22 protein-coding genes are annotated in these 22,320 nt (G+C 65.6%); 17 read left to right on the top strand and 5 right to left on the bottom strand.

All coding sequences use genetic code 11. The features are described 5' to 3' along the window. Positions 1 to 177 precede the first annotated feature (177 nt). Positions 178 to 801, top strand: a complete 624-nt coding sequence (locus tag OHB24_RS39085; protein WP_327635991.1) for a putative glycolipid-binding domain-containing protein — start codon at positions 178 to 180, stop codon at positions 799 to 801. Positions 802 to 847: 46 nt separating this feature from the next. On the opposite strand, the gene OHB24_RS39080 is transcribed toward OHB24_RS39085, so the two are convergent. Further along, on the bottom strand, positions 848 to 1,492 hold the full coding sequence (locus tag OHB24_RS39080) for a TetR/AcrR family transcriptional regulator (protein WP_327635990.1): 645 nt from the start codon (positions 1,490 to 1,492) through the stop codon (positions 848 to 850). A gap of 139 nt (positions 1,493 to 1,631) precedes the next feature. On the opposite strand from OHB24_RS39080, the gene OHB24_RS39075 reads away from it, so the two are divergent. From OHB24_RS39075 to OHB24_RS39045, 7 genes are all read left to right on the top strand, one after another. Then, entirely contained in the window at positions 1,632 to 2,243 is a 612-nt protein-coding gene (locus OHB24_RS39075; RefSeq protein ID WP_327635989.1) for a dihydrofolate reductase family protein, read from the top strand. A gap of 86 nt (positions 2,244 to 2,329) precedes the next feature. Next, the gene (locus tag OHB24_RS39070) at positions 2,330 to 3,808 is read left to right on the top strand and encodes an MDR family MFS transporter (protein WP_327635988.1); all 1,479 of its coding nucleotides are present in this window, start codon (positions 2,330 to 2,332) and stop codon (positions 3,806 to 3,808) included. Positions 3,809 to 3,919: 111 nt separating this feature from the next. Next, positions 3,920 to 4,474, top strand: coding sequence for a dihydrofolate reductase family protein (locus OHB24_RS39065; protein WP_327635987.1), 555 nt, complete (start codon positions 3,920 to 3,922; stop codon positions 4,472 to 4,474). Positions 4,475 to 4,489: 15 nt separating this feature from the next. After that, entirely contained in the window at positions 4,490 to 4,756 is a 267-nt protein-coding gene (locus tag OHB24_RS39060; RefSeq protein ID WP_327635986.1) for an SRPBCC family protein, read from the top strand. 439 nt (positions 4,757 to 5,195) lie between these two features. Next, positions 5,196 to 6,614, top strand: a complete 1,419-nt coding sequence (locus tag OHB24_RS39055) for an MFS transporter (protein ID WP_327635985.1) — start codon at positions 5,196 to 5,198, stop codon at positions 6,612 to 6,614. Positions 6,615 to 6,713: 99 nt separating this feature from the next. Beyond that, complete coding sequence (locus OHB24_RS39050; RefSeq protein ID WP_327635984.1) at positions 6,714 to 7,352, top strand: hypothetical protein; 639 nt, start codon at positions 6,714 to 6,716, stop codon at positions 7,350 to 7,352. Between the two features lie 169 nt (positions 7,353 to 7,521). Then, on the top strand, positions 7,522 to 8,652 hold the full coding sequence (locus tag OHB24_RS39045) for a hypothetical protein (RefSeq protein WP_327635983.1): 1,131 nt from the start codon (positions 7,522 to 7,524) through the stop codon (positions 8,650 to 8,652). A 30-nt stretch (positions 8,653 to 8,682) separates the two neighbouring features. On the opposite strand, the gene OHB24_RS39040 is transcribed toward OHB24_RS39045, so the two are convergent. Beyond that, positions 8,683 to 9,705, bottom strand: a complete 1,023-nt coding sequence (locus OHB24_RS39040; RefSeq protein ID WP_327635982.1) for a zinc-dependent alcohol dehydrogenase family protein — start codon at positions 9,703 to 9,705, stop codon at positions 8,683 to 8,685. Between the two features lie 139 nt (positions 9,706 to 9,844). On the opposite strand from OHB24_RS39040, the gene OHB24_RS39035 reads away from it, so the two are divergent. Continuing rightward, positions 9,845 to 10,729, top strand: a complete 885-nt coding sequence (locus OHB24_RS39035) for a helix-turn-helix transcriptional regulator (RefSeq protein ID WP_327635981.1) — start codon at positions 9,845 to 9,847, stop codon at positions 10,727 to 10,729. A 1-nt stretch (position 10,730) separates the two neighbouring features. Beyond that, entirely contained in the window at positions 10,731 to 11,432 is a 702-nt protein-coding gene (locus OHB24_RS39030) for an SDR family NAD(P)-dependent oxidoreductase (RefSeq protein WP_327635980.1), read from the top strand. A gap of 48 nt (positions 11,433 to 11,480) precedes the next feature. On the opposite strand, the gene OHB24_RS39025 is transcribed toward OHB24_RS39030, so the two are convergent. Then, complete coding sequence (locus OHB24_RS39025; RefSeq protein ID WP_327635979.1) at positions 11,481 to 12,521, bottom strand: LacI family DNA-binding transcriptional regulator; 1,041 nt, start codon at positions 12,519 to 12,521, stop codon at positions 11,481 to 11,483. A gap of 155 nt (positions 12,522 to 12,676) precedes the next feature. Between OHB24_RS39025 and OHB24_RS39020 the strand changes: the two genes are divergently transcribed. Genes OHB24_RS39020 through OHB24_RS38990 form a run of 7 tightly spaced genes read left to right on the top strand, consistent with a single transcriptional unit; the run spans position 12,677 to position 20,914 of the window. Continuing rightward, a complete protein-coding gene (locus tag OHB24_RS39020) occupies positions 12,677 to 13,624 on the top strand; it encodes a carbohydrate ABC transporter permease (RefSeq protein ID WP_327635978.1) in 948 nt (315 codons plus the stop codon). Next, a complete protein-coding gene (locus OHB24_RS39015) occupies positions 13,621 to 14,442 on the top strand; it encodes a carbohydrate ABC transporter permease (protein ID WP_327635977.1) in 822 nt (273 codons plus the stop codon). The genes OHB24_RS39020 and OHB24_RS39015 overlap by 4 nt, the downstream gene beginning before the upstream one ends. 44 nt (positions 14,443 to 14,486) lie before the next feature. Next, on the top strand, positions 14,487 to 15,758 hold the full coding sequence (locus tag OHB24_RS39010; RefSeq protein WP_327635976.1) for an ABC transporter substrate-binding protein: 1,272 nt from the start codon (positions 14,487 to 14,489) through the stop codon (positions 15,756 to 15,758). Next, positions 15,759 to 18,200, top strand: a complete 2,442-nt coding sequence (locus OHB24_RS39005) for a glycoside hydrolase family 2 TIM barrel-domain containing protein (RefSeq protein ID WP_327635975.1) — start codon at positions 15,759 to 15,761, stop codon at positions 18,198 to 18,200. 2 nt (positions 18,201 to 18,202) lie between these two features. Next, on the top strand, positions 18,203 to 19,018 hold the full coding sequence (locus OHB24_RS39000; protein ID WP_327641157.1) for an aldo/keto reductase: 816 nt from the start codon (positions 18,203 to 18,205) through the stop codon (positions 19,016 to 19,018). Positions 19,019 to 19,030: 12 nt separating this feature from the next. Then, complete coding sequence (locus OHB24_RS38995; protein ID WP_327635974.1) at positions 19,031 to 19,984, top strand: aldo/keto reductase; 954 nt, start codon at positions 19,031 to 19,033, stop codon at positions 19,982 to 19,984. A 54-nt stretch (positions 19,985 to 20,038) separates the two neighbouring features. Further along, entirely contained in the window at positions 20,039 to 20,914 is an 876-nt protein-coding gene (locus OHB24_RS38990; RefSeq protein ID WP_327635973.1) for an aminoglycoside phosphotransferase family protein, read from the top strand. 21 nt (positions 20,915 to 20,935) lie between these two features. Here OHB24_RS38990 and OHB24_RS38985 read toward each other — a convergent pair whose 3' ends face one another. Next, positions 20,936 to 21,604, bottom strand: a complete 669-nt coding sequence (locus OHB24_RS38985) for an ABC transporter substrate-binding protein (RefSeq protein WP_442914014.1) — start codon at positions 21,602 to 21,604, stop codon at positions 20,936 to 20,938. Positions 21,605 to 21,786: 182 nt separating this feature from the next. Further along, the gene (locus OHB24_RS38980) at positions 21,787 to 22,314 is read right to left on the bottom strand and encodes a ferritin (protein WP_327635972.1); all 528 of its coding nucleotides are present in this window, start codon (positions 22,312 to 22,314) and stop codon (positions 21,787 to 21,789) included. Between the last annotated feature and the right edge of the window lie 6 nt (positions 22,315 to 22,320).

Genomic DNA, 22,320 nt, shown 5'->3' with positions numbered 1-22,320 from the left:
TATCAAAAGATTCGGACTCGAACCATCCTGTGACGGATCCCCCAATCGCAGCGGCGGTGAGCAGATACCGTGGGCTGTCGGCAGTACGACGCGCCCGTGTGCAGGCCCGTCGGTTGCCCGCGCATTCCTCGGCCGGGCTTCGCGACAGAGTGAATGAACGTTTGTGAGAGGGGAGCGATGAACGTCGCAACCTATGCATGGCGAGGAGCGGACGACCCGGATCGGCTCGAGGTGGTGCGCGCCGCGTTCGGACCGACCGGATGTGTTGTCAGCGGAGCAAGTGTCGCGCTCGAGTACCGCACCAGGTGGGATCTCGAGATCGACGACGCCTGGGCGACGCGAAGGCTGGCTATCCATAGACACGACCAGGACGGCCGCAGCCTCCGGCTGGAGCTCCGCAGATCATCGCTCGGAACCTGGTCCGGCGAATACTCCGATGCCGATGGAATCGAGCAGCTACCTGCCTCACTGACGGACGCACTGTCCGGCAGCGTGGACTGCGACCTTGGCAAGTGCCCATTCACGAACCTCATGCCAATTCGCCGCCTCCTTCAACGCGGGACGATCGGGCGCTGGGTCGGCCACACGATGGCTTGGGTCAAGGTGCCAACTCTGGAGGTTGTGCCGGCCACACAGCAGTACATGGTGGTTGCCTCGGATGGGCACGGTGCCCGGATCCGCTACCGCAGCGCCACCAGCCAAGAGTTCGAGCTCCACGTGGACCGCGATGGGGTCGTGCTCGACTACCCCATGCTGGCCGAACGCATACTCCCGCCACACCACAGCCCAGCCGAACGATGAGCTAGTAACCGAGCAGCTCGAACGATCCGCGCTGGATCAGGCCTCATCAGCTCTTGCGCGCAGCCTTCTTGCGGGGACTGGGCGGGGGCAAGGCTTGGTATGTGTTCAACAACGTTGCGCTGATGACGTGGGCGGCATCTGATTTGGCGAGCCGACCGGCGGCGATTTCCGCGGCCGCCGCGTGCAGGGTGTTGTGGAACACGGCCACGAGCCAGTCCGTTGTCAGATCGGCCCGAAAGGCGCCGGCGCGCTGACCACGCTCTAGGAAGTCGTGGACGCGTTGCTCGAGCTCGCCGGCGTGCACCTGTCGAACGAGGCGCGATGGCAGTGCCTTCTCCGCAGCGACGAGAAGGGTGCCTGACCGGGCCGTGACCTCCCAGGAGGCCGAAACCAGCCGCTCGAGTGCCTCTGCGGGGTCGCCGGACAGATCGAGTCCGCGGAGAACCTCGTTGGCGGCGGTGAGCACGCGTCGCGCGACCTGCTCGACAAGCTCGGCCCGCGTCTTGAAATGAGCATAGACAGTGACTCTGTCGAGTCCTGCCTCGGTGGCGATCTTGGCCATGCTCGCGTCAGGGTCACGAGACAGGCACCGCTCCGCGGCCACAAGTATGACTTCTACGTTGCGGCGCGCGTCGGCTCGCGGAGGCCGATGTCGCGCGACAGAGCGCGGCCTGTTCCCGTCGGACTCCATCGTTGCGCTCCCGATTCGACGACGTTGGAACGTCAGCCTACGCGAGCGGTCACTTGTCTTACATGGGTGTTAGAGTTATGGTTCGAGCTCGAACTATTCCGTTGCTCGCGGAAGCCCTTGCACGAAAGGAACCATGCCCATGAGACGACTCGTCGCCAGCCTGTTCACGACTCTTGACGGAGTCGTAGAGACGCCTGAGAAATGGCATTTCCCCTTCTTCAACGAGGAGATGGGGGCTATCGTCCAAGCCCAGATGAGCGACACACTGCTCATGGGCCGGAAGAGTTACGACACCTTCGCCGCGACGTGGCCGAAGCGCGAGGAAGCAGGCGGCGAGGATGCCGCACTGGCCGCGGTCCTCGGCGACGCTCGCAAGATCGTGGTGTCGAACCAGCCGCTCCAGCTGACCTGGCGCAATTCCGAGCTGCTTGAGGGTGAGCTCGTCGAAGCGGTGACCGAACTCAAGAGCGAGCCGGGCAGTGACATCGCCATCAGCGGCTCGATCTCGGTCGTTCGCCAGTTGCTCGAAGCCGGGCTCGTCGACGAGCTTCAGCTTCTGGTCGATCCGATCGCTGTCCGGGACGGAATGCGTCTCTTCGAGCAGACCGGCACCGCACTGCCCCTGGAGCTGCGTAGCTCGAGAGCCCTCAGCAACGGAGTCCTGTTCCTGGTCTACGGCCCCGTCGGCCAGGGACCGGGCGGCAACTACCGACAGGCCTCGAAAGCCATGGCTGCGGCCCAGAAGTCCTGATCCCTGAATCCACTTGAACGAGCGGGTGCCGTTGCGTCCTCAACGGTGATGCAACGGCGCCCGTCACGATACGAAGGATCGCGTCAATGTCTTCTTCGACCCAGGCGGGCACCGCCCGATCCCGCGACTACGGCGTCCTCCGCTGGATGGTAGCCGCCGCGTTCGTTGTGATTCTGAACGAGACGGTCATGTTCAACGCTCTGCCGAGCCTGATGCGAGAGTTCGCGGTCGACGTCACGACCGCCCAATGGCTCTCGACCGCATTCATGCTCACCATGGCCGTCGTCATCCCCATCACGGGCTGGTTCCTCCAACGGGTGTCCACTCCGCAGGCCTTCGGGCTGGCCATGACCGTGTTCTGCATCGGCACCGCGGTAGCTGCGGCTGCCCCCGAATTCTGGGTCTTGCTCCTCGGCCGGATCATCCAGGCATCAGGCACCGCGGTCATGGTCCCGTTGCTGATGACGACCTTGATGTCTGTCGTCGCTCCTGAGGACCGCGGCCGAGTGATGGGGAACATGACCCTGGCGATCTCCGCGGCACCGGCGCTCGGTCCGACCGCCTCCGGCCTGATCCTCGAGTTCGCCTCCTGGCGCTGGCTGTTCGGCTTGATCCTGCCCATCGCCGCGGCCGTCAGCCTGGCAGCCCACCGTCAGCTTCGCGACGTCGGCGAGCGCAGCCCGGCCTCGGTCCACCTGCCCAGCGTCATCCTCTCCGCGATCGGCTTCGGCTCCCTCGTCTACGGCTTCAGCGAGTTCGGCAGTGGTGCCGACGCCCGCATCGAGGCGGGTGCGTTCGCCGTCGTCGGCCTGGCCTCACTGGCAGCGTTCGTCTTCCTCCAGCTGCGCCTCCAGCGAACCGACCGGCCACTGCTCGATCTGCGGCCCCTCGGCCGGCGTACCTATCGCCTGGCCTTGCTCACAATGGCGGGCGCCTTCGCCGGCATGTTCGGTTCGATGCTCATCCTGCCGGTCTACCTGCAGAACCTGCGCCACCTCACCACCCTCGAGACGGGTCTCCTGATGATGCCGGGCGGCCTCGCCATGGGGCTGCTCGGTCCTCGTGTGGGTCGTTGGTTCGACAAGTACGGCAGCCGCCGGCTGATCGTGCCCGGCGGCATCGGCGCCCTCGTGGCCTTGGGAGTACTGACCCAAGTCAGCCTGACGACGCCGATCTGGCTGATCCTTGTTGCGCACGTGCTGCTGATGCTCTCGCTGGCCCTGATCTTCACCCCCATGTTCACCCTCGGACTGGGCGACGTCCCACCACGGCTTTACTCGCATGGAAGCGCACTGTTCGGGGCTTCCCAGCAAGTGGCCGGCGCCATCGGTACGGCGATCGTGGCGACCTTGTTGTCCTCGCGCACGACCCACCTGCTCAAGGAAGGCTACGAGCCCCAGGCAGCCCAGGTAGGCGGCATGGTCTGGGGCTTGTGGTTCGGCCTGGCGATGACAGTCGTCGTCCTGGCGCTTGTGCTCCGGATGCCCAACCGGTCGGCCACCGCAACGCACGAAGCGGCACCGAGCGAACGGTCCGCGGCGCCAAGACCTTCCAGCAGTTCGTGAAGCTGCTGGGTTCGAACCCAGGGAGGTACATGACCTCGACTCCGTGAACGCGCAGATGAATCCGGTCCGCCGAGGATCAAAGCAATGACAAGCACAAGCAGGAGGCACCCAATGCGCAAGATCATCAACTCGACGTTCGTCACCCTGGACGGCGTCGTGAACCACATGGACAAGTGGCACTTCGACTTCGTCGACGCCGACTCCGACGCACTGGCGCTCGAGCAGTTGGCCGAGGCCAGCGCGATGCTGATGGGCCGGCAGACCTACGAGGTGTACGCCGGCGCCTGGCCCGGCCGCGACGGCGAGTACGCCAAGCGCATGAACCTCATCCCGAAGTACGTGGCGTCCACGACCCTCACCGACCCTGCCTGGGCGAACACCGAGGTGCTCGCGGGCGACCTGGTCGACGAGGTTCGCCGGCTCAAGGCCACCGACGGCGGGCCGATCCTCATGCACGGCTTCGGCCCGGTTGCCAAGACCTTGCTGGCGGAGGGGCTGCTGGACGAGCTCCACCTCTGGTACCACCCGTCGCTCGTGGGCGTCGGTACCGCCGACGACCGGTTGCACACCGAGGGCCTGGTCGCCCATCTGCGGTATGCCGCTGTCCGGCCGCTCGCCTCCGGTGTCGTGGTGCTGTCGTACACATCGCCCTCAACTGACCTCTAGATCAAGACGGTCCGGATGGACGCCCGCTCGGGCGGCTCGGTCCAGGCCATCATGGTTGCCGAGGACAACAGCACCGAACTGCCGTTCACGGTCCGGTTCGGTGACCTCGAACCACCCCACCGGGTCGTACTTCGTCCCGGCCACGACGAAGAGGTCACCATCACACTCTCTCCCACCCCTGACGGCACCGAGCTGACCTACGACTACACCGGACCAGCAGCCGATCCGGCCGACCAGACCGCCGTCGACGCCATGCTCGACCAAATCGACCGCCACCTCTGACCCGACAGTCCTTCGCATCACCAGGTGAAGCCGGCGCAAGGACGAGGAGACCCACCCGTTGCCGCGCGTTCGCCTCGGGTGACCTGTTGAAAGTGATCTGAAACCCGTCGATGGCATGGTGCTGTGGGAGGGGTCGACAACTACTCCCACGGGCAGGTCTGGCCCATCGGCCGACGTCGTCACCAGGACAGGGATCAAGGGACAGAATGGATCTGCGATGACGAGGTGCTCGCGGCGGAGTCTGATGCGGACAGCGGCGGTCGCAGCCCCCGACGAAACACTGAGCAACTTCGCTGCGGATGCTCGTGGCCGAGCCGACCGGTGGGGGAGGATCCCCCGCACCTACGTCCGCGGCCGACGAGCACGGCGGTAGCCGTACTGCTCGGGGAACCCCGAGTGATCAGCACGATGAGTTCACCTGAGGCCGGAGGGAAGTGTCATGGCGGAGAGTGAGGCAAGTCCCGGCTCGCACGAGCCATCAAGTTTCAGCTCAGGCGAGCCGTACCAACGCCGATGGCAGGCGCTGGCTCTGCTCGGACTGGCCCAGCTCATGTTGATCCTCGATATCACCGTGGTGACCGTTGCGTTGCCGGAGATGGGGGACGACCTCGGACTCGACCGGGAAGCTCTCACCTGGGTGGTGAGCGCCTATACCTTGGCGTTCGGTGGATTGATGCTGCTCGGGGGGCGCGCCGCGGACACGTTCGGTCCCACCCGGATTCTCCTGTCGGGCTTGGGTGTGTTCACCATCGCGTCGCTGGTCGCAGGGCTGGCTACCGGTGGAGAGGTCCTCATTGCGGCACGGGCTGTTCAGGGTGTCGGGGCTGCACTGCTGTCTCCGGCCGCTCTCTCGGTACTGGTCCGGATCTTCACCGGTGCCGAGTTGAACAGGGCGCTCGGAATCTGGTCGGCCCTGGGCGGTGTCGGTGCTGCTGTCGGCGTACTGCTCGGTGGCGTGTTGACTGCAGGGCCAGGTTGGCAATGGATCTTCTTCGTGAATGTGCCCGTGGGCGCTGTGGTGTTCGGCTATCTCGGCAGGGTCCTACCGGCTATGCCGGCGTGGGCGCCAGGGCGCCGCCTGGATGTCGTCGGAGCTTTGCTGGGCACAAGCGCCACCCTCGTCGTGACCTATGCATTCATCAATGCCGGCGAGGACGGCTGGACGAGCGCGCAGACGCTGGTCCTTCTTGTTGTCGGCGGACTGCTCTATTCAGGGTTCGGGATCTGGATCCGCAGAACTCCCCATCCCTTGGTCCCACCAACGTTACTCGGCCGGCGCACGGTTGCAGCCGGATCACTGGCGCTGTTGGTGACAACGGCCCTGATGGTCTCTGTGTTCTTCCTCGGTACCTTCTACCTTCAAGGTGTCGCAGGTCATGACCCACTCGTGACCGGCCTTTTGTTCCTGCCGGTTGCGCTCGCAACCATGATCGGTGCCCAAGCCGCGGGGCGTCTCCTGGGTCGGTTCGGCGCGCGGTCACTGGCCGCCTGCGGGCTCATCGTGGCCGCGGCCGGCTTGGTTGTACCGGCTGTCAGCCTTGGTGTGGCCTCGACAGTGGCCGCGGTGACTATCGCATCGGGAGGGCTGGGAGTGCTCTTCGTGGTGGCAGCCGCCACCGTCTTGGGTGGCGTTGCCCCCGACGAGGCCGGTGTGGCATCGGCTGTCCTCAGTACGAGTCACGAGCTGGGCTCCTCACTCGGAGTCGCAGTCATGTCCGGAGTGGTGGCGGCCAGCCTGACCCTCGCCACCGGGTCCGGGTTCGAGCGCGGGTATCTGGTGGCGGCGATTCTGGCACTCGTCGCGGCCGGCGCGACAAGCGTCCTGATCCCACCGACACGACGAGAGGCCATCGTATGAAGTCGACTTCATGCTCGGTGGTCCGTAGGAGTAGCGACGCGTATCCGGGCGAGATCTGCTGAAAGGGCCGTCGGCAACCAAACGCAGTGGAGGTATGACATGGAGAAGGAATTCCGCAGCGGATCTGGCAAGGCTCAGGACCTGTCCCCTCAGGCGAGGACCAGTACGGCTGTGAGCCGGCCGCGGTTGGTGGACCGGTGGCCGACCGCTTTGGCGCTCGTCTTCGTTGTCGGCTCGCTGCTACTGATCGTCCGCCTGGATCGCGAGGTGGAATTGTTCGGCCCATTGGTCGTCATGATGGCCGGGATCTACATGATGGCTTACGCGATCGGTCGCCCGTGGACTGCGTGGATTTCCCTCGTGGTGCTGGGCGGCGTGATGTCGGTCCTTCAGGTGCTCCATCTGACGGAGGTTCTGCCGGTCGATCCAATCGTCGGTATGCCGATAGTCGTGGTGCTGTTGTGGCTATGGGCAGTGGCACGACGCCGGTACACCGACGGCCGACTCTTTGCGAGGCAGACCGCCGGCATGGTCGGCTTCGGCGCAGTCACGCTCGTGTGCACGGCCGTCGCGCCGCAGGTCGGTATCGCGCTGATCGGTGCTGGATTCCTCGCGCACGCGATCTGGGACGTGTACCACTTCAGGGCGAACCAAGTCGTGAATCGGCCGTACGCCGAGTACTGCGGCGTCATCGACTTCATCGTCGGGCCAGCCTTGATCGTGGCCGCGTTCCTCTAGAGCAAACGATCGGACGGTTCCGGCGCGCGGCTAGCCCGACCGTACGTCACATAGCGCCGAGATCGGTTTCCGTCACCTCGTACATAGTTTGATCCAGCGTGCTTTCTGATCGCTTTCATCCCAAGGTTCTTGCCTAGAGCAACATCCACCGCACCGTCGCGTTATTTGTGTGACCGAAGCAGGTTCACGCTTCGTCTCTAGGGATATGCAGACTCTTATGACCAACCTAGTGCTGGCGGCGACTCTCGGTGGTCTCGTCCAGCCCATCGATTGGACGCCCACTCCACCCGGCTTCGATCACGGCGTCATCCAAGCGGTAGATGGCGTCGGTGAGGCGATGTGGAGCGTCGGCATCGACATCGAACAGGAGCCGGGCGGCCCCGGCCAGAACTTCCACCCGACCGCGCTGCGTTGGGACGGCGGCGGGTGGCAGCAGACAGTTCAGCCGTTCCCGGACGGCCGGCTGGATGACGTGCTGGTTCGGTCGACGGACGATGTGTGGGCCGTCGGTGCAACGGAAATGACCGACAAGGATCCGATGCGACCGGTTCTCCAGCATTGGACCGGGGACGCCTGGAGCGTTGTGAACTCTCCCCCGCTCCCAGTGGGGGAGAGTGCTCAATACACGGCGATCGGCGAGCAAGGTGACGACCTGCTGATCGGCAGGTACGGCGCGCAGGCCAGCGTCCTCCGGTACTCCGACGGCGGCTGGCAGGAACTTCCGCGAACCGGGTTCGACCTGACCTACATCAACGATCTGAAAGTGGTCTCGGGCGAGATCTGGGCCGCCGGCTTCAGCGGAGTCGCCCGCTTCGACGGCACGACCTGGCACACCGCGGAGATGCCTGTGAACGGACGGGTCGTCCTCGAAGAGCTTGTGATGAATTCGGACGATGACATTTGGGCTGTCGGCCATCAGTCGGACCCTGAGCTGTTGCGGCGACCCCTCGCCCTGCACTATGACGGCAAGAATTGGACCGAGGTCGCGACCCCAGTGGTGCCGGGCCAGTTCCACGACCTCGAGCTCGTCGACGGCAAACCCGTCGCGGTCGGTGGCGGTCCCGGCGTACTTGATCCCCAGATCGTCGCCGAGTTCGACGGTGATGCATTCGTTCTGACCACAAGTCCGGCGCAGATGGGTTCCTTGGTCAGCAGCGTCGAGATCGATGGGTGCATCTGGGCGGCGGGCTACGCAGTTGCAGACCCCGACGATCAGAGGCCCCACATGCCATTCATCGCGGCAGGACACCACTCTTCGCAGGTACGCGACTGCCTACTGGAAATCCCTCCGCCGAGCTGAAATAGCCTTGTTCGCAACGGATCCTTCTCTTCAGGGGCGGAGTAGGACCTTGATGGCTCGGCGGGTGTCCATGGCGCGGTAGGCGTCGGGGGCCTGCTCGAGGGGGAGGGTGAGGTCGAAGACCTTGCCGGGGTTGATCTGGCGGTTCCAGATCAGGTCGATGAGTTGGGGCAGGTACTCGCGGACGGGTGCGGGGCCGCCGTGCAGGTGGGCGTGGGAGAAGAACAGTTCTTGCCCGTCGAGGGTGACGTCGTGCGCGACGCCGACGTACCCGACATGTCCGCCGGGGCGTGTGGAGCGGATCGCTTGCAGCATTGACTCCTGGGTGCCGACGGCCTCGATGACGGAGTGGGCGCCGAGGCCGCCGGTCAGCTCCTTGATCTGCCGTACGCCGTCGTCGCCGCGCTCGGTGACGATGTCGGTGGCTCCGAAGTCGAGTGCGAGCTTCTGGCGGGACTCGTGCCTGCTCATGGCGATGATCCGCTCCGCGCCGAGTTGCTTGGCCGCCAGGACACCGAGCAGGCCGACCGCGCCGTCGCCGACGACGGCGACTGTCTTGCCGGGTCCGGCCTGGGCTGCGACGGCCGCGAACCAGCCGGTGCCCAGTACGTCGGAGGCGGTGAGCAGACTGGGGATGAGGTCGTCGTCCGGCAAGCCCGGGGTGGCGACGAGCGTGCCGTCGGCCAGCGGGACCCGGAGTCGTTCGGCCTGGGCGCCCATGGCATTCATCCACTCCCGCTGGACGCAGGAGGTTTGGTAGCCGGCGCGGCAGATTTCGCAGGTGTTGTCGGAGGCGGAGAATCCGCCGACCACGAATTGGCCGGGCTCGAGCGTGGTGACGTCGCTGCCGATCTCCTCGACGATCCCGACGTACTCGTGACCGATCGGGGAGGGTGCGTCGATGGGTTCGGCTCCTCGGTAGGGCCACAGGTCCGAGCCGCAGACGCACGTCGCGGCCAGCCGGATGACGGCATCGGTGGGCTTCAGGATCTTCGGGTCCTCCCGCTCCTCCACCCGGAAGTCACCGGGGGCGTGCATCAAGACACCGCGCATAGCTTTGCTCCTTGCTGTGATGAGGTGAACGGCCGTGGTACGTCCAGGTAATCGGCTGTCGGGGCGGGTATCGAGTTACTGGTGATGGGTGTACTGGCAGTGCATCCCTCTCGGGCGGCGGTCGACGTACTGTCGTGGTGTGGACAACCGTGACGAGGTCCGCGAGTTCTTGGTCTCGCGGCGAGCCAGGCTCAGCCCGGAGCAGGCAGGGGTGCCCGCGGGCAGCAGGCGCAGGGTGCCTGGACTGCGACGTAGCGAGGTCGCCGCGCTGGCTGATGTCAGCGTCGAGTACTACGCCAAGCTTGAGCGCGGCAGCCTTTCCGGTGTCTCACCCGCCGTGCTGGAGGCGGTTGCGCGGGCGCTTCAGCTCGACGAGGCCGAGCGTGTTCACCTGCTCCACCTGGCGCAAGCCGCCGAAGGATCCGACACGCTCGCCCGGCCCCGGGCGCGCTCCAGCAGGCAGTGGACCCCGCACTCGAGCTTGCAGTGGACCCTGGACGCCATCACCGCCGGGCCGGCGTGGGTCGCCAACGGCCGGCTGGACGTCCTGGCCGCCAACGCGCTGGCCCGCGCCTACTACGCCGACCTCTACACAACCAGCACCACGAAGCCGCCGAACATGGCCCGCTTCCAGTTCCTGGACCCCGTGGCCCGCCGCTTCTACCCCGACTGGGACCACGTTGCCGACATGACCGTGGACCTCCTGCGGACCGAGGCCGGCCGCAACCCCCACGACAAGGATCTCCATGACCTGGTCGGGGAGCTGTCGACGCGCTGTGACGACTTCCGGACTCGTTGGGGCGCCCACAACGTCACGCGTCATGGGACCGGCACCAAACGCTTCCATCATCCGGTCGTCGGCGAGCTCACGCTGAGCTGGGAAGCCCTGGCCATGACGTCGGAATCCGGCCTCACCCTCACCGTCTACACCGCCGAACCCGGCTCACCGTCCGAGGAAAGCCTGCGACTGCTGGCCTCCTGGGCCGCCTCCCGCGATGACGCCTCCGAAACGCGGGCCCTCTGACATGGCACTCGTCATGGTGACCGGGGCGGCCAGCGGGCTCGGGTACAACACGGCGCACGCGTTGGCCGACGACGGGCATGACGTGGTCGTTCACGTCCGCAACGAGTCCCGTCTCAGGGATCCGGACCGGTGGAAGGGCGTGGTGATCGGCGATCTCGCCCGGGTGGACGAGATCCACGACGTCGCACGGCAGGCCTCCGGCTTCGGTCGCTTCGACGCCGTCATCTACAACGCCGGCGTCATGGGCTCCTCCGAGGTAATCACGGTCAACGTGGTCGCGCCGTACCTGCTGACCGCGTCGATGGACAAGCCCGGCAGGCTGATCTACCTCAGCAGTTCCATGCATCGGGGCGGCTCCACCGACCTGCGGCGGTTGTCGGCCGGCGGTACGTACTCCGACAGCAAGCTGTGGGTCACGACCCTCGCGCTGGCGCTCGCATCGCGTTGGTCGGGAACATCCAGCCACGCGGTCGATCCCGGTTGGGTCCCGACCCGGATGGGCGGCGCCGGCGCACCGGACGACCTGACCGCCGGACACGAGACCCAGACATGGCTAGCTACCCACAACCATGTGACCCCCAGCACCGGCGGCTACTGGCACCACGAGCAAACACAGCCACCACACCCGGCCTGCCACGACGAAGACTTCCAGACCCAGCTCATCGAGGCGCTGGAAAGCCGGACGGGTGTTCCACTCGCCTGACGCGGCGCCCTGGATCCCACGCCACGTGGGAGGTTGGAGGGGGGTTACTCAGGACGCTGGGGGAGTGGTGGTCCGGCGGGTGACGAGGGTGGGGGAGAGCTTGACCTGGGTTGATGGTCGGTCCCGGTCGCTGATCCGGCTCAGCAGGAGGCGGGCGACTTCGGCGCCGATATGGTGACCGGCCTGATCGACGCTGGTCAGTGAGATCGGTCCGAGTGCGGCGAAGTTGGTGTTGTCGTATCCGGCGAGGGAGATGTCGTCGGGGACCGAGAGTCCTGCCTCGGTGAGAGCCGCCAGGACCCCCATGGCGACGATGTCGGCGCCGGCGAAGATGGCGGTCGGTAGTTCCGGTCGGCTGAGGATCTGCCGGGCGCCGAGGTAGCCGCCTTCTTGGGTGTAGCTGGTGGAGACGATGTCGATCTCGTTGGCGAGGTCATGGGTGCGCATGGCGTGTTTGTAGCCGTCGGCGCGGATCGCGTTGGGCATCTCGATGAGGCGGGCCGGGTCGGACTCCGCGTGCTCGATGTGGGCGATCCGGCGGTGGCCGAGTTTCACGAGGTGCTCCACGACGAGGGTCGCGCCGGTGAAGTCGTCGTCGGACACAGTGTCGTAGACATCGGAGTGACCGTGCCGGCCGACCACCACAGTCGGTACGGTCCGGGCGACGTGCTCGAGCCGGGATCGCGGTGAGATCGGAGCGACCAGGACCATGGCGTCCATGCCGCGGTCGATCATCGCGTCGGAGCCGCGCACCTCAGCTTGCTCGTCGTTGTGACCCCCCGGCCCGACCAGGACCTGGTACGGCGTGTCGTTCAGCGCATCGGTCAAACCGTCGAGGATGTCGGGGAAGAAGGGGTTGCGCAGGTCGGGCAGGATCACGCCGATCGTGTACGTCTGACCCCGCATACCGCGGGCCGCGGCGTTCGGCCGGTAGCCGAGCTCGGCGATCGCCTCCTGCACTTTGGCCCGCATCGCCGGACTGGCCCCGTACGCATTGCGGAGCACCTTGGACACGGTCGTGGTGGACACCTGCGCGTGCCGGGCGACGTCGACGATCGTGATCCGCCGTGGAGACCCCGCCTGCTGCATTTTCCACCCCCTGGCATGCCATGAACGAAAAACGTTACCCGGAGTCTACACAGCCGAAATATTGACGTCTGAGAGGTCCGCTCCTAGAGTCGGGACAACTTTTTGGGGAACGTTACCCATAGATCGATGAAACGTTTCAGGGAGTGGGTTCGTCTGTGGCCACTGCATCGAAGCTGACGAGGAGTACGGCGGCAGCGCCAGCCGGGCCCCGCATCGCCCGGGCCCGTCGGCGGCTCAACAACACTCCGCCTTGGTGGTTCGCGTTGCCGGCGATGGTGTTGTTCGCGTTTGTCGTTCTGGTGCCGAGCGCTCGTGGCGTGTACTACGCCTTCACCGACTGGGACGGTATCGACCCGAACTACTCGTTCATCGGTCTGGGCAACTTCAGGACCATGATTCATGACCCGGACGCGGTGCAGGCGTTGTGGCACACGTTGTTGTTCGCCGTGGCGATCACGATCATCCAGAACGGACTCGGGTTGCTGCTGGCGCTCGGGGTCAACAGTGCGATCAAGTCCCGGAACCTGCTCCGGGTGTTCCTCTTCGCGCCGGCCGTGATCACCCCGATCGTGACGTCGTACCTGTGGCGCAACCTGCTCGGCCCCGATGGCGCGGTGAACAGCCTGCTGGGTGCGGTCGGCCTGACCGGCTGGCAGCAGGACTGGCTGGGCAATCCGGACATCGCCCTGTGGTCGATCGTCGGTGTCATCGTGTGGCAGTTCGCCGGGTACTCGATGGTGATCTTCGTGGCCGGCCTGCAGTCGGTACCCAAGGAGATCTACGAGGCGGCGGACATCGACGGCGCCGGTCCCGTACGACGGTTCTGGTCCGTCGTCCGGCCGCTGCTGGCACCTGCGTTCACGATCAATCTGATGCTGTCGGTCATCGGCGGGATCAAGCTGTTCGACCACGTCTACGCGCTGACCGGCGGTGGTCCGGGCCACGCCACCGACACGTTGTCCACATTGATCTACAAGGACGCTTTCACTCTGAGCGAGTTCGGCTACAGCGTCGCGCTCGCAGTCGTGCTGACGATCGTCGTGGCGATCGCTTCGACGGGTCAGTACGCCGTACTCGCGCGCAACGAGAGGGCTGCCTCATGACCCGTTATCGCAAGCGCACCTTCGGCCTCGAACTGGTGATGATCGCGGCAGCCGTGGCGGTTGGGTTCCCGCTGTATGTCTTGGTGAACCTTGCGGTACGCCCGACGTCCGACACGTCGTCGCCGCTGCGGCCGACCGCCGATCCGACGATGCACAACTTCACCGAGGCCTGGCAGCGCGGAGCACTCGGCGGAGCGCTCTTCAACAGCATCGTGGTGACGGTCGTCAGCGTCATCATCGTGCTGGCGATCTCGTCGTTCGCCGCGTACCCGCTGGCCCGTGCCACTGCCCGGTGGTCGCGCGGGCTGTTCCTGCTGATCATGCTGGGCCTGGCGCTGCCGTTCCAGTTGGCCGCGTTGCCGCTCTACCAGACCATGCGTGACCTGGGTCTGCTCGGTACGCCGTGGGCGTTGGTCCTGTTCTATTCAGGACTCCAGGTGCCGTTCACGACCTTTCTCTACATCGGCTTCCTGCGTGCGCTGCCCCGCGACTTCGAAGAAGCCGCACTCATCGACGGTTGTACGCCGACGCAGGGCTTCCGGTACGTCGTGTTCCCGATGCTCAAGCCGATCACCGTGACGGCGCTGGTCCTCAACGCAGTCGCTGTGTGGAACGACTTCTTCACCCCGCTGCTCTACCTGAGCGGCAGCGGGCAGCAGACGTTGCCGGTCGCGATCGCGGGGTTCGTCGGTCAGTACGTCACCAGTTGGAACCTCGTTTTCGCAGCTCTGGTGATCAGCATCGTCCCGATCCTGGTCATCTACTTCGCGCTGCAGCGCAGCATCATCAACGGCTTCGCGGGAGGCCTCAAGGGCTGACGCCACCGTCATCCATCCATTCCATTCCTTTAGTGGGAGACATCATGAGAACACCCAGACTGGCTGCCCTGATTGCCGTGACGACAGCCGTAGGCCTGCTGGCAGCCTGCAGTGGTGGCACCAACGCCGGCAGCCAGAGCAGCGGCGGCGAGAACAAGACCCTGACGGTTGCCTCTGTCGACCAGGGCTCCGTCGAGGACGTGGTGAAGGCGTTCGAGGCCGCCAACCCCGGCGTCAAGGTGAACCTCACGACCGGTGGCGCCGACCAGTACCAGCAGCAGATCCGCACCCAGCTGACCTCTGGCACGGCCCCTGACGTGATGACGATCTGGCCGGGCAACGGCAACCCCATGACCGTGTTCCGCGCGGCCAAGAACGGCTACCTGCTCGACCTGTCGGACCGGCCGTGGGCCGGCAAGCAGCCCGATCCGATCAAGAAGGTCTCGCAGTACGACGGCAAGACCTACACCGGCGTCTTCGGTGTCAACGGCATCGGCGCGATCTACAACCAGCAGGCTCTGGCCAAGTCGGGGCTCACACCTCCGACCACCTGGACCGGGCTACTGTCCTTCTGCAAGGCCGCCGCAGCGAAGGGCACCCCGGCGTTTGCCCTGGGCAACCAGGATCTGTGGGTCAACCAGCTCGTCGTGTACGCCCTGGTCGCCACGGTCGTCTACGGCGGCGACCCGGACTTCGACAAGAAGATGCAGGCCGGCGAGGCCACCTTCGCGAACTCGCCGTGGAAGACTGCGCTGGCCAAGCAGATCGAGATGGAGAAGGCTGGTTGCTTCCAGAAGAACCCGCTGGGCACCAGCTACGAGGCCAGCCAGACGCTCGCCGCCACCGGCAAGACCCTCGGGATCATCCAGGGCAACTGGGTGGTGGCCCTGCTCAAGGGCAAGAACCCTTCTGGCACCTTCATCATGAAGGCGCTGCCGGCCACTGACGACCCGGCGACGTTCATCATGCCCGCGGCGGCCGGTGCCGGCTACGGAGTCAACGCGAAGGCCAAGAACAAGGAGCTGGCGATCAAGTTCGTCGACTACGTCATGTCGCCGGAAGGCATGAGCCTGTTCAACAAGAAGCAGGGCAGCCTCCCGTCCCTGCCCGGCACAACTTCCGCCGCCGATCCGTCGCTGGCCGAGCTGTCGAAATACATCACCGACGCCCGAACGGTCCCGTTCATGGACCAGCTCTGGCCCAACCCGAAGGTGTCCGCAAACATGATCACCGGGATCCAGGACGTCTTCAGTGGAAAGACCACACCGGACAAGGTGCTGGCCAGGATGGACACCGACTACAAGGCCGGAGAATAAATGAGCAGGGATTCGTTCAACACCGGTTGGACGGTCCGCCCGAAGGGCAGCATCTTCACCCAGCTCGCCGGGTCGACGGCAGAGGCGGTGCCCGTCACGCTCCCGCACGACGCGATCATCACGCTGGAGCGGGGTGCCGAGCACAAGGCGGGACAAGCCTACTTTCCTGGTGGTGTGTTCGAGTACTCGAAGACATTCGAGGTCCCGGAGGAGTGGCGGACGAAACGGGTGTCGCTGGAGTTCGGTGCGGTTTACCGCGATGCGGTGGTGTTCGTGAACAACGTTGCCGCCGGTCAGCGCCCGTACGGCTATTCGTCGTTCCTGATCGACCTCAACCCGTACCTGCGGTACGGCGAGCCGAACGTCGTACGGGTGGAGGCCCGATCGCACGAGGACTCGCGGTGGTACACCGGAGGGGGCATCTTCCGGGACACGAGGTTGATCGTCACCGAGCTTGTCCACGTCGCGTGGCGTGGGGTGCGGATCACCACGCCTGATGTTGATGCAGAGCGTGCTGTCGTCGAGGTCGCGGTCGAGGTGCGCAACGACGGATTGAGCACCGAGACCGTCGACGTGGAGGTTGAGATCGTCGACGGTTCGGGTGTGGTCGTCGCGCGTGGCTCGGCGCCGGTCACGACGCGCGCCGGGAACGCGGCGACCGCCAGAGTGCGGACGTATGTGGGCGAGCCCCGGTTGTGGAATGTCGACGATCCACAGTTGTATGCGGCAACAGTGAGACTGCGTTCGGCTGATGCCGTCGTTGACGATCAGCAGATCAAGTTCGGCGTACGGACGTTGCGGCTTGATCCTGTCCACGGGCTGCGGATCAACGGGGAGACCGTGAAGCTGCGTGGTGCCTGTGTGCACCACGACAACGGGATCCTGGGCGCGGCGGCGATCGGTCGTGCGGAGGAGCGGAAGGTCGAGTTGCTCAAGACGGCCGGCTTCAATGCGATCCGGTCCTCGCACAATCCACTCAGCGAATCGATGCTGGACGCCTGTGACCGGGTCGGGATGCTGGTGATCGACGAGACCTTCGACGTCTGGACGGATTCGAAGTCGTCATTCGACTACTCGCTGGCGTTCCAGGAATGGTGGGAGCGCGACGTCGAGGCGATGGTGTTGAAGGACATCAATCACCCCAGCGTGATCTTCTACTCGATCGGTAACGAGATTCCCGAGACGGGCAACCCGTTGGGTTCGGAGTGGGGTCGCCGGCTCGCGGAGAAAGTTCGCGCGCTCGACCCGCTGCGATTCGTGACGAACGGCATCAACGGATTCGTGGCGACGATCGACGACTTCGTGGACGAGTTCCGCCGGGTGACGGCCCCGGGGGAGCAGGACGGGGGTGTGAACGATGTCATGGCCACGCACGCCGACCTGCAGAACCAGATCGCCAGGTCGTCGGTGGTGACCGAGCGGACCGCCGAATCGTTTGCTGTGCTGGATGTCGCCGGCATGAACTACGCCGACGCCCGCTACACGCCCGACCGGGAGCTGTTCCCGAACCGGATCATCGTTGGGTCGGAGACCTTTCCGCCGCGGATCGCCGACAACTGGGCCCTGATCCTCGACAGCCCACACGTCATTGGAGACTTCACCTGGACCGGACTCGACTATCTCGGCGAGGTCGGAGTCGGCCGGGCGGTCTACACGGACAGTACGGCGGGTTTCGCGGCTCCGTTTCCATGGATCGCGGCGTGGTGCGGTGATCTCGACCTCACCGGGTACCGGCGGCCGGCGTCGTACTACCGCGAAATCGTCTTCGGCCTGCGCGCCGAGCCGTACATCGCCGTTCAGCGCCCGGAGAACTTCCACCGAACCCCCAAAGTCACAGGCGGGTGGGCTTGGAGCGATTCGATCGGGAGCTGGACCTGGCCTGTTGAGTCGGGAGCGCCCATCCGGGTCGAGGTGTACAGCGGTGGCGGTGACGAGGTCGAGCTTCGTCTCGACGGTAAGACCCTTGCCCGTCGGACCGTGGGCGAGGGAATGCCGCTGGTCACCGTCTTCGAGACCGAGTACCGGCCGGGCGAGCTCACCGCCATTGCCTACCGGAACGGATCCGAGACCGGTCGGGCGGCGCTGCGCTCGGCAGTCGGCGAGACGACCCTGACCGCTTCGGCGGACAGGGATAGGCTCGTAGCCGACGATGCGGATCTCGCGTTCATCTCGATCGAGCTCCGCGATACGGCCGGGACTCTGGTCACGTCGGAAGATCGTCAGGTTGCGGTTTCCGTCGAAGGCGCCGGAGGCCTGCAAGCACTTGGGAGTGCGCGGCCCGACAACGGGGAACGCTACGACACCGGTGAGCACACGACGTTCGACGGTCGAGCCTTGGCCGTTGTGCGACCGACCGGGGCCGGCGCGATCACCGTCACCGTGACCGCCGACGGTCTCGAGGCCGTCGTACTGATCCTCACCGCCGAAGAGAGGTCTGACTAGTGATGGAGCTCGTTGGCCGGGTCGCCGTCGGGGTAGCAAGCTATTCGTTCGAGCCGCGTGACCGCGCGGCGGATCTCGCGACGATCCGGGTCGGCATCGCCGCCGGTACGGCGATCCTCGACACCGCGCGGGCATACGCCCACGTCGATGTGCCTCTCTACGGAGAAGAGCTGGCCGCGGAAGCCGCCCAGGGAACGAACGTGATCGTCGGGACCAAGGGAGGTCATTCGCGAACGGGCACCAGCAGCTGGGATGCCGACATCAGCGACGTCCGGATCCGGTCCGATGTCGAGACCAGCCTGGGCGTCTTCGGGGGCGAACACCTCGATCTCTATTACCTGCACAGAGTCGATCTCGCCGAACAGCCAGTGGAGGAAGGCGTTTCTACGCTCGCGTCCCTTCGCGACGAGGGGAAGGTGGCTCGGATCGGTCTGTCCAACGTCAGCGTCGCCGAGCTCGAGCGAGCTGAGGCAGTCGCGCGTATCGACGCCGTACAGAATCGTCACACTGCGATGGGACGCGAGTCGGCGGACGTGCTTGCCTGGTGCGAAGCACACGACGTGCCGTTCTTCGCGTATTCACCACTGCGATCCTCGGCCGCGGCCCCACACCTGACGGCCGTTGCCAACGCGCGTGGCGTCTCGGTGCAACGCCTGCAACTGCGGGCGCTCCTGGCTTCGTCGCCGGTGCTGTCGGTGGTCTCGGGCGCGACCCGACCCGAGACAGTTCTCGACTCTCTGGCCGCGGAGTCCGAGCCATGGGACGAAGACCTCGAGGCCGCCTATGCAGCGGACCTCGCACTCGTGGGCCCTCGGTAAGGGAGCTTCCTCATGGAGATGACATTGCGGCCTATCGGGGCCACCGGCTTGCAGGTGACGCCGATCTGCGTCGGCACCAGCCCACTGTCCAACATGCCTGGGCTGTACGGCTACGAGGTCGCGGCCGAGGCCGCGACCGCCACGATTACCAAGGCTCTGGACGGACCGATCAACTTCCTGGACACGTCGAACAACTACGGGGCGGGAAGGGCAGAAACGCTGATCGGTGAGGTTCTGCGCCGGCGTGGCGGTGTGCCCTCAGGGTTCGTTCTTGCGACAAAAGTCGATGCGGATGCTGCGACCGGCGAGTTCGACGGCGAGCGAGTACGTCGCTCCGTCGAGGAAAGCCTGTCGAGGCTCGGTGTCGATCACGTAGAACTGATGTACCTGCACGATCCTGAGGCCCACCTGACGTTCGACCAGGCCATGGCCGACGACGGCCCGGTCGCAGCACTCGCCGAGCTGCGCGATCAGGGCATCCTCGGGCATGTCGGTGTCGCGATGGGTGAACTCGACATGCTGGGGCAGTTCGTCCGGACGGGCGTGTTCGAGGTCGCGTTGAACCACAACCGCTACACCTTGCTCGACCGCGGCGCGGAGTCGCTGATCGAGGAGGCCTGTGAGCGCGGGATCGCGTTCGTCAACGCGGCGCCGTACGGCGGTGGAATCCTTGCGAAAGGCCCCGAAGCTCAACCTAAATATGCCTACCGGCAGGCGTCGGATGCGGTACTGCAAGCGGTCCGCGGCATGCAGGAGGTCTGCTCCCGCCACGACGTACCGCTACAGGCCGCTGCACTACAGTTCTCACTCCGGGACCCGAGAATCGCCTCCACCGTCGTCGGCGTCTCCGACCCGTCCCGCATCGACGAGACGCTCGCGTTCGCCTCAGCCGACATACCCGAGGACGTCTGGTCCGAACTGGCGTCCCTGGCACCGACCGCCAATCTATGGGGTGCTGTTGTGTAAGTGTGTCTGCGTCGGTCAAGTAGGTGGAGGACGGCGACGATGCACGATGACCAGGTGGACGTGACCAGCGAGATGGTTGCGGACTTGATCCAGGAACAGTTTCCGCAGTGGAAGGGCAAGGCGGTCCGGCTCGTGCCGTCGACGGGGACGGTCAACGCTATCTTTCGCATCGGGAGTGACCTGTCTGCGCGTTTCCCGCTGCGTCTGGTCGGTGCTGCTGAGGCGCTGGCGGTTCTGGAACAGGAAGCCGAGGCGAGCGCGGAGTTGGCGCAGGTGTCTCGGTTTCCCGTCCCGGAGCCCGTCGCCTTCGGACAGCCTGGAGCGGGTTACCCGATGCCGTGGTCGGTCCAGACCTGGCTGCCCGGAACGGTCGCCTTTGATGCCGATCCGAGTGCGTCGGATGCTTTTGCCGAGGACCTTGCGGCCTTCATCGCAGCCTTGCGGGACGCCGAGACGCGGGGGCGGCTTTTCAGCGGTGGAGGTCGTGGCGGCGTTCTGGCTGACCACGACGGCTGGATGGCGAAGTGCTTCGAGGAGAGTGAAGGGCTGCTCGACGTGCCGCGGCTGCGCAAGATGTGGAGCTATTTTCGGGAGTTGCCACGCACGGGTGCGGACGTGATGAGCCACGGTGACTTGATCCCTGGCAACGTACTGGTCGCGGGGGACCGGCTCAGCGGCGTACTCGACACCGGCGGCTTCGGTCCGGCCGACCCCGCGCTGGATCTGGTCAGTGCCTGGCACCTGTTGGAGCCCGGCCCGCGGGAGGTGCTCCGACGGGCGCTGGGTTCTGACGATCTGGAGTGGGAACGCGGCAAGGCGTGGGCGTTCCAACAGGCGATGGGCGTTGTCTGGTACTACGTCGAGACCAATCCGACGATGAGCAGAATGGGCCGCCGGACCTTCGACCGCATTCTGCAGTCGATGGAATGACAGCGCTGCGGGGGAAAACAGTCAGTCCTTGAGCGCCGTCGCGAACAGGGGCACAACCTTGTCGAGGGCGTAGCCGGTCGAGAGGATCGTGTCGGTGGCGAAGGCCGAGCTGATGGTCTTGTCGTCGAAGACGATCGAACGACCGGCGCGGACCGCCGGAATCGCGCGGTAGAGCGGATCGTCGGTGATCTCCTGCGCCGGTCGGCCGATCGGCGCCATCACGATCAGGTCGGCGTTCAGCTGTCCGAGGTTCTCCCGGGAGACCGGGACCGAGAAGTCCTTCGTGGCCTTCGCCTGGATCGTCGGGTTGTTGCGGAAGCCGAGCCGCTCGACGAAGTTGAGCCGGCCGGTGCCGTGCACGTACGCGCCGTAGCCCTGGCCGGACTTGGCGCCGACGGTGATCGTCTTACCGGCGAACTCCGGATGTTGAGCCGCCGCCTGCCGGAACTTGTCCTCGGTGTCCGCGATCAGCTTGCGACCCTCGTCCACCTTGCCCAGCGCGGCGGCGATCAGCTCGGTCTGCTGCTTCCAGCTGACCTTGTACGCGTCACCACCTTGCGGTACGCCGATCGTCGGCGCGATCCCCTTCAAGGTGTCGTACCGGCTCTGGTCGCCACTGGACTTCACGTCCAGGATCAGGTCCGGTTTCAGCGCGGCGATCTTCTCGAACTCCGGTTCCAGAGTGCCGATCAGCTGCGGTGCCTGCTGGTATCGCCCGGTCGCCCAGGGCCCGACCCCCTCGCCGCCGAACTGCAGCCAGTCGCTCGCTCCGACCGCCTGTACCCCTTACCTAAGTCCGTACGCCATCTGCCCCCGCGCCGCCGATCGTCGGGGGTTGTAGCTCCCGGCAAACACCCGCTGCTCTGGGTGATTCAGGCCGTTCCGCCCGCGGCTCTGGGGGCCGTGGGGTCGGCGCCGGCGTCGCCGACGGTCTCGCGGGCCAGGAAGTCCTCGAGGTGGAAGAGATCATCGCCGGCGCGGTTGGCGACGTTCACCAGCGTTCGCATGGCGGCGACCTCCTCGACCTGCTCCTTGAGGAACCACTGCATGAACTGCTCGCCGACGTAGTCGTTCTCGTCACGGGCCGTGCGCGCGAGCATCTCGATCTGCTTGGTGACTTTGACCTCCTGCGCCAGCGCGAGTTCGAGCGGCTCGAGTGCGGTCTTGAAGTCCGACTCGACCTCGCCGACCGACGGGATGTGCGGCCGGATGTCCTTGTCGAGCAGGTACTGGACCATCATCATCGCGTGGTTGCGCTCTTCGAGTGACTGCTTGTAGAAGTGCGCGGCCAGCTGCGGCAGGTCCTGGTCGTCGAACCAGACAGCGACCGCCACGTACTGCTGTGAGGCCGTGAACTCGTTGCGGATCTGTTCCTGCAGAAGTCCCTCGTATGTGCCCATTCGGTC

It is taken from the genome of Kribbella sp. NBC_00482, assembly GCF_036013725.1.
In the GTDB taxonomy this organism is placed as follows: Bacteria; Actinomycetota; Actinomycetes; order Propionibacteriales; family Kribbellaceae; genus Kribbella.
This window is presented reverse-complemented; position numbering and strand designations above follow the sequence as displayed.